The following is a 12567-nucleotide window of genomic DNA, read 5'->3' on the forward strand; positions in this document are numbered from 1 at the left end:
CGGCCCTTCGACCGCCGCCCGATCGCTCTCGACGTCGCCGACTTCCCGTGTCCCGGCGACGGGGGCCGCCCGGCAGGCCGCCCCGGCCGAGCCGGTCCGTGCCGGCACGGCCTCCGAAGACGTGCTCCTTGGCGGGAGTCGTCGACCGTAGGGGGTACCGGTCCACGGCGGTCCGCCCTTCGCCGAACAGGTTCTCCACCGGTGGCCGCGGTACGGGCGCCGGAGACGCGGCTCGCCTCGTCGGAGGCGGATCAGGCGGGCGGGCCGTTGAAGGAGACCCAGGAGGCCCACGCCGCATCGGGGTGCGTGTCCACCTTCCAGGTGGAGACCGAACCGGAGCTGGTGCCCACCACGAGTTGCGGCCGACCGTCCGTCAGCTGCGCCGCGCCCACGCTGCGGGCCGCGCCCGGCACGCCGTCGAACCTCACCCAGTCGGCCCACTCGGCGTTCGGATCGGTGGACAGCTTCCAGGTCGTCCACACCTCTCCGGCCTCGGTCGTGGCGACGATCTGCGGACGGTCGTCCGTCAGTTGCGCCGCCGCCAGGGACGACACCCGGCCGTGGAAGAAGTCGAACTTCTGCCAGCCGGTCCAGCCCGCATCGGGGTGCGTGTTCACCTTCCACGCGGAGAACAGCCCCTGACCGCTCGCCGCGAAGATCTGCGGTCGGCCGTCCGTCAGTCGGGCCGATGCGATGCTCCGTACACTCATGATCCTGTCCTTCCATCGGACAACCGGGACGCCGCGCGGACGGCTGTCCGCCGGGCGCGGTGCGTCGGTCGGTTTTCTCGGAGGGAGGAGGCCGGGGAAGCGGTGCCCTGCGCCGGCACGGTCTCCGGACCCCACGTGGATTCGATCCTGCATACGGGTGACAGGGGCCCGCAAAGCGAGGGCGAGAGCGGTGGTCCGAACGGGTGACTGTGGGGGCCGCCGCCGTGTCGGGCGCCGACCGGATCGGCTCGGCCCGTCGGGATCTCGACCGGCCGTGGGCGAGACGCCCCCGTCGCGCCGTACGCGGCCGGCGGGACGGACCGTGGTGGATCCGTCCCGCCGGCCGTCGGAGGGGCGATCAGGCCGTGGTGCCGGTGACCGACGTCCCGGACTTGGTGACGTAGTAGGTCACCGTCGTTCCGCTCCAGTAGTGGAACGTGAGCGTCACGCGGGAGCCGTCCTTGACCTCGGCGAAGAAGTCGGACGTCAGCGTGGTGACGCCGGCGGTGTAGTCGGGCGCGAACGCGCGGTCGAACTCCTTGTAGGAGGTCCAATTGTGGGGGCCGGCGTTGCTGCCGTCGGCGTACCGGGCCTCCATCGTGGCGAGGCGGTCGCCGCGGAAGTCGGTGGGGATGGCGAAGGAGTTCGTCGTTCCGGTGGTGCTCCGCAGGATCGGGGTGTCGTGGGTGATCAGGTCGATCCGCCACGGAACACCGCGTGAGAACCGCGCGTGCAGCACCGCGTTGGTTCCGTAGGCCCGCGATCCGCTCAGCCGGGTGAGCGCGGAGGCGGTGAGGGTGAGCCGGTCGCCCTGGACGGTGTAGTCCCTGCCGCGCACCAGGTCGGTGGCGCCGTGGCGCAACCCGACGAACGAGGTGCCGTTGAGGTTCAACGTGAGCGTCTTGTCGGTGACGGCCGCCCCGCGGGCGCTGAACACCTGGTCGGACGAGGCCGTGCCCGAGCGGGTCGTCCAGCTGGACTTGATCTGCGCGAACAGCTCCGGGTCGTTCCACCGGAAGCCGGTGCGCTGGAAGTGCTGACCGTTGTCCCACAGCATGGTCGTGATCTTCCTGACGCGGGCGTGGTATCCGAGCGCTTCGAAAAACTTCAGCTTCTCGCCCTGCTGGATGGTGCCGGTGTGGCGGTCGAAGCCCAGCAGGCCGTACTCGCCGAGGATCACGGGGATGCCCCGGGCCACGAAGGCGTTGTGGACGCGGTCGAACGCGTCGGTCAGGTCCTTCTGGGCGGTGGCGTCGAAACGCGTTCCGCCGGCGACGTTCACGCTGAACGGCCAGTAGCCGTAGTAGTGCACCGTCGCGGCGAGATGGGGATCGCCGAGAGCGTCGAAGGTGGCGACCAGCTCGTCCACCCGTGCCTGGTCGGCCGACGTGTGCAGGGTCGGCAGGACGAGCAGGCGGGTCGCGTTGTTGCCGCCGGACTCGCGCACGATGCGGTGGAACGAGGTGTTGAGCTCGTGCAGCAGCGCCGCGTTCTGGGCGTCGCCGGAGCTTCCGGTGAACTGCGGTTCGTTGACGCTTTCGAACACCAGCCTGGGCGAGGAGTTCCGGAACGTGGTGGCCAGTTGCTTCCAGATGGCGTTGTAGCGGGCGAGCACACCGGCGCGGTCGGCCGGCATGTTCGCGATCCACTGCCAGGAGTCGTGGTGGATGTTGATCATGACGTGGAAGCCGTCCGCCAACGCCCAGTCGACCACCTCCTTGACGCGGTTCAGATACGCCGCGTCAATGGTGTGGTTCGGCGCCGGACCCTGGTGTTGGCCCCAGGTCACGGGAATGCGGATGCTGTTGAACCCCTGGGCCCTGACGTTGTCGAGCAACGCCTCCGTGATGCGCGGGTTGCCCCACGAGGTCTCGTCGCTGCCGGTGGCGTCGAGGGAGTTGCCCAGGTTCCATCCGGGTTGCATCGCGGCGACCTGTGCCATCGCACTGTCCGAGGCCGGCCTGTCGCGCGCGGCCGTGTCCGCCATCGCACCGGCGCTGCCGACCGTCACCACGGTCAGCGCGGCGAGCAGCATGACGATACCGCTCGCCAGCATGCCGACCCACCGACGGGTCGTTCCCATGTTGTCGCGTAAACCGGACATGACACTCCTCGTGATCACGCACTGCCGCGGAGGATGAGAAACCGAGCGCGTCCGCGGTCGATTGGGGCGGGGTTTTCGAACGCCGCTTCGCCGCGATGTTGGCAGTGGTACATCGGTGACGCAAGGTCTTCAGCGTGGGCTCGACGAAATTCACCGCCTGCCAATACGGACTTCTGGTGCTTAAACGAGACGTTCGACTGTATCGGTTCAGTGTCCAAAGGGTTGTCGAAAGGAATTCGACGATCGGAGCGCCGAAGACGATCGGAGCGCCGAAATCGATTTCCGCCGGCGCCGTCCGGTCGGATTTCGCGCTCTCGTGGTCGACGCCTTGCGGGCCGGGCGTCCACAGCCGGTGTCGGTGAGGGACGCGCGGAGCACGGGACTCGAACCGGTGGTGTCGGTCCGTCCCGGTGCGTCCGGCGGCCGCCGAGCCTTGCGTCGGACGGGGACTCCAACCTGCCGCACCGGGGTCCGAGCGCGTCGGCGGGAACGGCCGGTTCCCCGGCGCCAAACCAATCATGCTCGGGGACTCGGAGGGCGATCTCGAAGCGGGCGACGGCGGTGAAAGCCGGGAACGCTCGGGTCCGCGCTCGTAGCGGCGGTGGAGCCGTCGGGCATCGACCGCCGATACGTCGAGCAGCAGAACCGGTCCGTCCGCCCTGAAGGGCCGGGCACCGCGCACGATCCCGGTGGTGTCCGGGCCCGGACGGCCGGGGATGCGGACGAGCACGGCGACCGCCGTGCCGGTGGCCGGGCCGGGCACGTGCCGAACGGTGACCCGGGATGCGGTCACACGACAGTGGAGGGAGCGCCCCTCTAACCGGCAGGTGCGGTACGGATGGCGGCGATGTCGAACTGGAGGCGGACCTTCTCACTCACCAGGGCACCCCCCTGGGCCAGTTTGGCGTTGTACGTCAGGCCCCAGTCGGAACGGTTGATGGTGGTGGTGCCGTCGAAGCCGACCCGCTCGTAGCCGAACGGATCGGTGACGTGTCCGAAGTAGGTGAGTTCCAGGACGACGGGACGGGTGATGCCCTTGATGGTGAGGTCGCCGGTCATGCGGTAGACGTCCTTGCCCGCGACGTGCACGGCGGTGCTCGTGAAGCTCATGCGCGGGTAGGTCTTGGCGTCCAGGAAGTCGCGGCCGACCAAGTGGGCGTCGCGTTGCTCCACGCCGGTTTGGACGCTGGCGCTGGACAGCACGATCTCGGCCCGGGAGCGGGCCGGGTTGCGGCCGTCGAAGTAGAGGCGGCTCTCGTACTCCGTGAAGGCGCCGCGCACCGTGGTCACCATGGCGTGCCGGACGGAGAACCCGATCCTGCTGTGCGCGGGATCGATCATCCACTCCCCGGTCAGAGCCGCGAGGGCGGGATCCGGCAGGACAGCGGAGTTCGGGGCCGCCGGGGCGGCCTGGGCCACCGTGCGGCGAGGCGGGGAACTGCGGTTGAACAGATTCATGCTGCACGTTGTTAGTGCACGACAGGGCACTGCCGCAAGACGTGATCAAGAGTCGGAGTTCTCGGGCGTCCCGGCCGGCGCCTTCACCGGCACCCACGCCCTGCGCCACGGCGGGTCCGCCGAGCGACTGCCGATCACGTTGGAAGACGAACTCACCGCGCGGACCCGCGCCCGCCGCCGCCCGGAAGCCGCCGTGAATCTCGCCAGAGAAGACCGAGGGAGAAGACCAGGGGGCCGGATGTGGGCCGAGGAGGTCCACCGGATCGCCGCCGGTCGCCCGTACTCGCGGTGGCAAGGGAAACTCGGTCGCTCCGCCGCCGCGCCGGCACCGATGATGGCCGGGCACCGGCGCGAAACCACGGAGGACACCGCATGGCCATCGACGACCACCGCGTCCGCCCCGCCACGCGGGAGGACGTGCCCGCAGCCGTACGGACCCTCGCGCGCGCCTTCGCCGACTACCCCTTCACCCGGCACGTGATCGCGGCCGACGGCCACCGGGAGCGGGTGGGCCGCCTCCAGGAGCTCTTCCTGACCCGCATCGGAATGCGGTACGGCCGGGTCTGGGTGGGCGGCGACGGGCGGGCCGTGGCCGTGTGGACCACCCCCGAGCAGGACCCCGCCCCCGGGTTCGCCGAGGTCGGCCCGCTGGTGGGTGAACTGGCGGGCGACCGCGCGGCGGCGTACGAGTCCGCCGAGCGCGCCCTGGAGCCGTACCGTCCCGGCGAACCGGTGTGGTTCCTGGCCACGGTGGGGGTCGATCCGCGGGACCAGGGACGGGGGCTGGGCGGTGCGGTGCTCCGGCCCGGTCTGGACGCCGCCGAGCGGGCCGGTCTCCCCGTCTACCTGGAGACCTCAAGCGAGCGGAACGTGGCGTTCTACGAGCGGTTGGGATTCGGGGTCACGGCGGAGGTCGAGTTGCCCGACGGCGGCCCGCGCACCTGGTGCATGCGACGGGACCCGCACCGGAGCGGGATGCCCGACTGATCCACCGTCTCTCCACCGCCTCGGCGAGGACGTGCCGGAGGCCGGGCCGGCGATCACGTGGTCGCCGGCCCGGCCGCCACGGCGGCCCCCGATGCCGTGTTCGGCACCGCGGAGCCACGCCTGCCGGCCGTCGGGGCGACGGCCGGCCCGCACTCCTCCGGTGGTGGCGAATCCTCGTCCCACGGTGTCCGCGAGGGCCTCGATCAGCAGCCGATGTAGGCCGCGAGGTGCTCGCCGGTGAGGGTGGAGCGGGCGGCGACGAGGTCGGCGGGTGTGCCCTCGAAGACGATCCGGCCGCCGTCGTGGCCGGCGCCGGGGCCGAGGTCGATGATCCAGTCCGCGTGCGCCATGACCGCCTGGTGGTGCTCGATGACGATGACCGACTTGCCGGAGTCGACGAGCCGGTCGAGCAGGCCGAGCAACTGCCGGACGTCCGCGAGGTGGAGGCCGGTGGTCGGCTCGTCGAGGACGTAGACGCCGCCTTTCTCGGCCCTGGGAGTCCCCCCGGCCGAAGGCTGGGGGAGGGTGGCCAGCTTGAGCCGCTGCCGCTCGCCGCCGGACAGCGTGGTGAGCGGCTGGCCGAGGGTGAGGTAGCCGAGGCCGACGTCGATGAGCCGGGCGAGGATGCGCTGCGCGGCCGGCGTGCGCGCCTCGCCGGCGCCGAAGAACTCCTCGGCCTCGGCCACCGGCATCGCCAGCACCTCGCTGATGTCGCGCCCGCCGAGGCGGTACTCCAGCACCGAGGCCTGGAACCGCTTCCCCTCGCACTCCTCGCAGGTACTGGCGACATCGGCCATCATCGCCAGGTCGGTGTAGACGACACCGGCGCCGTTGCAGGTGGGGCAGGCGCCCTCGGAGTTGGCGCTGAACAGCGCCGGCTTGACGCCGTTGGCCTTCGCGAACGCCTTGCGGATCGGGTCGAGCAGTCCGGTGTACGTCGCCGGGCTGCTCCGCCGGGAGCCGCGGATCGGGCTCTGGTCGACCGCCACCACACCCGCGTCGGCCGGGATCGACCCGTGCACCAGCGAGCTCTTGCCGGAGCCCGCCACGCCGGTGACCACGCAGAGCACCCCGAGCGGGATGTCGACGTCGACGTTCCGCAGGTTGTTCGCCGTCGCGCCGCGGATCTCCAGCCAGTCGGCGGGCTTGCGCACCGTCTCCTTGAGCGCGGCCCGGTCGTCGAGGTGGCGGCCGGTGAGGGTGCCGCCGGCCCGCAGCCCCTCGACGGTGCCCTCGAAGCAGACGGTGCCGCCCTCCGTACCGGCGCCGGGACCGAGGTCGACGATGTGGTCGGCGATCGCGATCACCTCCGGCTTGTGCTCCACGACGAGCACCGTGTTGCCCTTGTCCCGCAGCCGCAGCAGCAGGTCGTTCATCCGCTGGATGTCATGGGGATGCAGGCCGATGGTGGGCTCGTCGAAGACGTAGGTGACATCGGTGAGCGCGGAGCCGAGGTGGCGGATCATCTTGACGCGCTGTGCCTCGCCGCCCGACAGCGTGCCCGACGGCCGGTCGAGCGAGAGGTAGCCGAGGCCGATCTCCACGAACGAGTCGAGGATCTGCCGCAGCGCGGCGAGCAGCGGCGCCACCGTGGAGTGTCTCCCGCTCGAAGCGCCCGGGGAAGGCTCGTCGAGGCCGCGCACCCAGTCGGCCAGGTCGCTGATCTGCATCGCGCAGGCGTCGGCGATGCTGATGCCCTTGATCTTCGACGACCGGGCCGCTTCGCCGAGCCGGGTGCCGTCGCACTCGGGACAGGTGGTGAAGGTGACCGCCCGCTCCACGAACGCCCGGATGTGCGGTTGCAGCGCCTCCTTGTCCTTGGCGAGGAACGACTTCTGGATCTTGGGGATCAGACCCTCGTAGGTGAGGTTCACACCCTCGACCTTCACTTTGGACGGCTCCCGGTGGAGGAAGTCGTGCATCTCCTTCTCGGTGTACTCGCGGATCGGCTTGTCGGGGTCGAGGAAGCCCGACTCGGCGTAGAGCCGCACGGTCCAGAAGCTGTCCGACTTCCAGCCGGGGATGGTGAACGCGCCCTCGGCGATCGACTTGGAGTCGTCGTAGAGCTGGGTCAGGTCGATGTCGGAGACCGTGCCCCGGCCTTCGCAGCGGATACACATGCCGCCGGTGCGGGTGTAGGTCGCTTTCACGGCCTTCTTGGCACCGCGCTCGACGGTTATCGCACCGCTGGCCCGGACCGAGGGGACGTTGAAGGCGAACGCGCTCGGCGGGCCGATGTGCGGCTGCCCGAGCCGGCTGAAGAGGATGCGCAGCATCGCGTTGGCGTCGGTGGCGGTGCCGACCGTGGACCGGGGGTTGGCGCCCATCCGTTGCTGGTCGACGATGATCGCGGTCGTCAACCCTTCGAGCACGTCGACCTCGGGCCGTGCCGGCGTCGCCATGAAGCCCTGCACGAAAGCGCTGTAGGTCTCGTTGATCAGTCGTTGCGACTCCGCGGCGATCGTGTCGAACACCAGCGAGCTCTTGCCCGAGCCGGAGACGCCGGTGAACACCGTCAACCGGCGCTTGGGGAGCTCGACGCTGACGTCCTTGAGGTTGTTCACGCGCGCGCCGTGCACGCGGATCAGATCGTGGCTGTCGGCGACGCGCGGCGCAGGCGACTGCGTGTCCGTCCTCGTGGCCTTGCTCATCGTGTCTCCATCCGTCGGGCGGGGCCGCCTTCGCGGTCCCCGTCGGTGTCGCCTGGCTCGATCCGACCGGCTTCGAGCGGCACGTCCGGTTCTCCTGTTTCTCCTGTGGCACGCGGTCGCGGCAACGGCCCGCCGTCCACCTGATCCGCGGTGTCGGCCGGGATGGTGCTCGGGGCAGGGACCACGGTGCCCACGGTCCACACCGCTTCGACCCGTGGGCACCCCCGAGCCCCGGCCGGGCGGTGCGCCGGCCGGGGCGTCGGACCGACCGGCGGCCGGCGCGCATCGGCTCGCGGTCGGGCATCTCGTCACCTCGCGCCGAGCCCGGATGCGGCGCGGGACTCGCCGGCGGGGAGCGCCCGATCCGCGGGGCCGGAGCTTACTGCTTGCGCGACTGGGTGAAGCGCAGCATGTTGCCGGAGGGATCGCGGAAGGCGCAGTCGCGGACGCCGTACGGCTGGTCCATCGGCTCCTGCAGCACCTCGCCACCCGCGGCGCGGATGCGTTCGAAGGTGGCGTCGCAGTCGTCGGTCGAGAAGATCACGCCGCGCAACAATCCCTTGGCCAGCAGTTCCGCCATGGCCTGCCTGTCGGCGGGCGAGGCGTTCGGGTCCGCGACGGCCGGTTCGAGGACGATGTCCACATCGGGCTGCGACGGCGCACCGACGGTCACCCAACGCATCCCCTCGAACCCGACGTCGTTGCGCACCTCCAGGCCGAGAACGTCCCGGTAGAAGGCGAGTGCCTTGTCGTGGTCGTCGACGGCGATGAAGCACTGTGAAAGCTTGATGTCCATGTGCCTCACGCTACGGGCGAGGAAGCGGGGTTGGCTTCTCCATTCCTGACCGGTCGCGTGTGGATCTTGGCGACGCAGGCCGGGATGGCGGCGCCCTCGTCATGACGGCGGGCCCGGTACGCGCTCGGGCTCTCGCCGACCAGCTCGGTGAACCGCGAGCTGAACGACCCCAGCGATGTGCAGCCGACCGCGAAACAGACCTCCGTCACCGTCAGGTCCCCCCGCCGCAGCAGCGCCTTGGCCCGCTCGATCCGGCGCGTCATCAGGTAGCTGTACGGCGTCTCTCCGAAGGCGGCGCGGAAGCTGCGGGAGAAATGCCCCGGCGACATGAGGGCCACGCGCGCCAGCGCCGGAACGTCGAGCGGCTTCGCGTAGTCGCGGTCCATCAGGTCACGGGCCCGGCGCAGCCGAACAAGATCCTCCAACGTCACGCGACCACCATCCCACAACGCCCGGCGCCGTGCCGCGGACGATGCCGGACGATGCCGGTCGACGCCGCCCGGCCCACCCCGTCCGCCTCCTCCCCGGCCTTCGCCGCCGGTGCGTCCGACGCCCCGCCGTCCGCGCCGACGACGGAGATCCGCCCTGCCCGAAAGGACCGCCACGTGGCAGCCCCACCCCCGCACCGCTGACCTTCCAGGACCCCGAGGGCACCCCGGCCGCACAGATCCTGCGGCGGTTGGCGGACAAGGCCGACCAACGTGCGGCACCGACCCCACCGGAGGGTGCGACGGCGCATTTCACCTATGAGACGTGGTCGCTGTTCACCAGCATCGACGGTGAGCGGGCCACCTCCGAGGTCGTCCCCGAGCGCTACGAGACCTGGCGCCGGCCCGACGGGTCCGGCAGACGGGTCGTCACCCGGGACGGCGGACAGGAGACGGAGGACTTCCCCGCGGGAAGAAAGACCTCCGCGGCCGCCTCGGGACACGGACGCGGAGGCCATGAAGGGCTGGATCCTCTCCCTGGGCGACGGGAAGGGCGCGGGGGCGTTCTTCGAGCGCCTCAACGAGCGTGCCCTGAACACGGTCTTCTCCCCGGCGCAGCAGGCCGGTCTGCTGCGCGCGCCGGCGACGTTCGAGGGGGTGGAGTACCACGGCGCCGTCCGGGACCGCTCCGGCCGGCCGGGGGCGGCCTTCTCCGTCGACTCCGCCTTCGGCGGGCTGCCGAAGCAGCACTCTGATCCCCGACCGGGACACCGGGAAGCTCTTGGCCTACGAGGAGATGCTGACCGAGGACCCCGGCGAGCTGAACGTCAAGATTCCCTCGGTCACCCACTACGTCACCCACCTCGACAGTGGCCACGTCGACAACGGCTGAAGAGGCGCGGGCGGCGTCGAGACGCCGGCACGGCACGGCGTCTTCACCGCCGTCCCCACGGCCCGACGGTGAGGAGGACCGCGGGGAGAGAACGCGTCGATCGCCCTCCACGGCCCTCGGCACGTTCCGGCACAGGAGAGCAGGGACCGCACCCCGTGCGGGTGGCCGACCGGCGATTCCACCCGACGAGGGAACACCGAGCAGTCCGCCCGGCGACACGGGCGCGCCCGTGCCCCGCCCACCCCCTCAGCGGCGGGCGGTCCTTCCCGGAGTGTGCCGCGCCGACACCCTGGCGCAGGCTGGTGGAGGGCAAGTGAGGAGTTGGGAACGATCGCCTGTCGCCGACATACGACCATCCGGTGCCGGGGGCCTTGCGGGGCGTGATGCGGGTCCTTCCGTGGGGCATGGGTCGGTACTGCCGTTCCGTGTCGTCACCGATGACCTTCGCGCCCGTCCGCCGGGAGGACGGGCCGGCGCGAGATACGTCCCGCACAAGAGGAGCGAAAGCCATGGAGGTCCGCGTGCGTCAGGTCGTCACCGGAGTCGGTGGCGTCGATCAATGGCCAGGCCGTCCGAACCCGCGGCGCGGGGCGACATCCTCGAAGCCGGATTCCGACGGACCGAGGAGAAGGTCCTCGGCCGGCTCTTCCCCCACGCGCGGGTGGTGAGATTCCATGGACGGCCTGCGGATCCTGCCGCTGGCGATCACCATGATGGCGGGCCCGCAGATCCTGTCGGCGATCATCCTGGTGACCACGCCCCGGGCGGTCCGGACGTCCCTGGCGTTTCTGGTCGGCGTGGCGGTGGCCGTGACCGTCGGCACGGCCGCCGCCCGGGGAGTGGCGGCCCTCCTCGGGACCGCCGTGGACCTGGGCGCCTCCGGCGACGAGGGTTCGGCCGGTCGGATCGTCCAGTACGTGCTGGTCGGTCTGCTGGTGCTCGCCGCGCTGCGGAACTGGCGCCGGCGCGCGACCGTCCAGCCGCCGAAGTGGCTGGGGGCGCTGATGACGGCGGGCCCGCGCAGGGCGTTCACCGTCGGCCTGCTGATCATCCTGTTGATGCCGTCGGACGTCCTGGTCATGCTGACCGTCGGCGTTCATCTGGAACAGGGCGACGCGGACCTGGTCGCGGCGCTGCCGTTCATCGCGCTGACCGTTCTGATCGCGGCGCTGCCGCTGCTCGCCCGGCTGGTGTTCCGCCGGCGGGCCGAGGCCGCCATGCCCCGGTTCCGGGACTGGGCCACCACCCACAGCTGGCTGATCAACATCATCGTGTGCCTGATCTTCGTCGCCCTGCTCCTCACCTGAGCATCCCGGTGCCCTGCCCCGGGAGGTCGACGCCCGCCCCGGAAAGCGCCCTCCCGGGAGTCCTCGCTCAGCCCGAGCGCGGTCCCGGGGCCGGGACGTGGTCTCAGCCGCCCGTGGCCCGGGGGAAGAGGGTGGTGAACGCCTCGGCGGGATCCTCCAGTCCGCGGGTGAACGGTGAGTCGAAGTACCACACGAGGAAGAGGAGGAAGGCGATCAACGCCGTGAACAGCCCGGCCAGCACCAGTTCCCGGCCCGAGCGCTGGATCTGCAGGGCGAACACCATGCCGACCGCGATCGCCGCGCCCGCCACCAGCCCGAACCACACCACGCCGGGCAGTGTCGGTTCGGCACCCTGATCGCGTGCGATGCGGGCCTCGTCGGCCAGGGCGATCTGGTCCATCAGGGCCTGGTACGTCTGTGCCTCGCGCGCGGTCCGCGGGTCGTACTCGGTGATGTTCCGTCGCAGGCGGTCGAAGAGCAGTTCGCCCCGCTCGGTCGTCCTGCCGTGCTCGGCCATGTGCGGCCACTCCACCGTCACCGTGTGGCGGACGTAGGCGTCGACGTCGCCGCGCACGCTGTCGCGGGCCTCGGCGGGGTAGGCCTGGGCGCGTTCGCGCACCTCGTACAGTGCCTGTGCTTCCTGGCGCACCCATTCGTCGGCGGCCGAGCGGCCCTCCCAGACTCCCGCGATGGCCAAGCCGAGCACGATCGCGTACACCACGCCGATCATCATCGTCATGTACTCGATGACGTCGGGCGTCTCGGAGGGGTCGTCGTCCTCGCCCACCCGGCGCTGACGCAGCAGGGTGACGGTCACGACGGCCGCGCAGGAGGCGGCGATGGTGAGCAGCAGGAAGAGCCATTCGGCCATGGGACTCCTCAGGGCCTCGGGGGTTTCAGCGGGAACGGGAACCGGAGCGCGGACGCAGCGCGGCGGCGGCCAGTACGGCGGGGGCGACGATCAGCAGGGTGCGGCCGATGAGCGGAAGGCCGGCGTCGGGCCCTTGGCGCGGTGTGGCGACGTGGACGGGAGGTGTGAGAGAAGCGCCGGGGGAGGGCGCGGCCCGCCTCGGCGGCGGGACCTCACGCGGCGGCGCGGGCCTTTCCGGGGGCCGCGGTGCGCGCGGCACGGCGGCGGGGAGGGTCGTGGGGGCGGGTGCGGGCGTGAGGGACGGTGTGGGGGCGGTGGTGGGGGCGGTGGTCGACGGACGGGGCACCGCCGTCGGTGCGGTGG

At 71.2% G+C, this 12567-nt stretch carries 9 protein-coding genes and 1 pseudogene; 2 read left to right on the forward strand and 8 right to left on the reverse strand.

Annotated elements, in window-relative coordinates; genetic code table 11:
* Positions 1 to 251 precede the first annotated feature (251 nt).
* The 3 genes from ABD335_RS05080 to ABD335_RS05090 all read right to left on the reverse strand — a co-directional run bounded on the left by ABD335_RS05080 (position 252) and on the right by ABD335_RS05090 (position 4272).
* Positions 252 to 710, reverse strand: coding sequence for a DUF8189 domain-containing protein (locus ABD335_RS05080; RefSeq protein ID WP_344320860.1), 459 nt, complete (start codon positions 708 to 710; stop codon positions 252 to 254).
* 358 nt (positions 711 to 1068) lie between these two features.
* Positions 1069 to 2814, reverse strand: coding sequence for a cellulase family glycosylhydrolase (locus ABD335_RS05085; RefSeq protein WP_344320861.1), 1746 nt, complete (start codon positions 2812 to 2814; stop codon positions 1069 to 1071).
* Between the two features lie 816 nt (positions 2815 to 3630).
* Positions 3631 to 4272, reverse strand: a complete 642-nt coding sequence (locus tag ABD335_RS05090) for a YceI family protein (RefSeq protein ID WP_344320862.1) — start codon at positions 4270 to 4272, stop codon at positions 3631 to 3633.
* Positions 4273 to 4644: 372 nt separating this feature from the next.
* Between ABD335_RS05090 and ABD335_RS05095 the strand changes: the two genes are divergently transcribed.
* Positions 4645 to 5259, forward strand: coding sequence for a GNAT family N-acetyltransferase (locus tag ABD335_RS05095; RefSeq protein ID WP_344320863.1), 615 nt, complete (start codon positions 4645 to 4647; stop codon positions 5257 to 5259).
* A 203-nt stretch (positions 5260 to 5462) separates the two neighbouring features.
* Here the strand turns inward: ABD335_RS05095 and ABD335_RS05100 are convergent, their stop codons facing one another.
* From ABD335_RS05100 to ABD335_RS05110, 3 genes are all read right to left on the reverse strand, one after another.
* Positions 5463 to 7910 carry an excinuclease ABC subunit UvrA gene (locus tag ABD335_RS05100; protein WP_344320864.1) on the reverse strand — a complete coding sequence of 816 codons (2448 nt, stop codon included), beginning with the start codon at positions 7908 to 7910 and terminating at the stop codon, positions 5463 to 5465.
* Positions 7911 to 8289: 379 nt separating this feature from the next.
* On the reverse strand, positions 8290 to 8706 hold the full coding sequence (locus ABD335_RS05105) for a VOC family protein (protein ID WP_344320865.1): 417 nt from the start codon (positions 8704 to 8706) through the stop codon (positions 8290 to 8292).
* A 5-nt stretch (positions 8707 to 8711) separates the two neighbouring features.
* On the reverse strand, positions 8712 to 9137 hold the full coding sequence (locus ABD335_RS05110; protein WP_344320866.1) for a helix-turn-helix domain-containing protein: 426 nt from the start codon (positions 9135 to 9137) through the stop codon (positions 8712 to 8714).
* 1563 nt (positions 9138 to 10700) lie between these two features.
* Here ABD335_RS05110 and ABD335_RS05115 point away from each other — a divergent pair.
* Positions 10701 to 11333, forward strand: coding sequence for a GAP family protein (locus tag ABD335_RS05115; protein ID WP_344320867.1), 633 nt, complete (start codon positions 10701 to 10703; stop codon positions 11331 to 11333).
* Positions 11334 to 11436: 103 nt separating this feature from the next.
* Here ABD335_RS05115 and ABD335_RS05120 read toward each other — a convergent pair whose 3' ends face one another.
* Positions 11437 to 12204 carry a bestrophin-like domain gene (locus ABD335_RS05120; RefSeq protein WP_344320868.1) on the reverse strand — a complete coding sequence of 256 codons (768 nt, stop codon included), beginning with the start codon at positions 12202 to 12204 and terminating at the stop codon, positions 11437 to 11439.
* Between the two features lie 25 nt (positions 12205 to 12229).
* A pseudogene (locus tag ABD335_RS05125) lies at positions 12230 to 12567 on the reverse strand (hypothetical protein); the annotation flags it as partial.

This window comes from Streptomyces macrosporus (genome assembly GCF_039533145.1).
In the GTDB taxonomy this organism is placed as follows: domain Bacteria; phylum Actinomycetota; class Actinomycetes; order Streptomycetales; family Streptomycetaceae; genus Streptomyces; species Streptomyces macrosporus.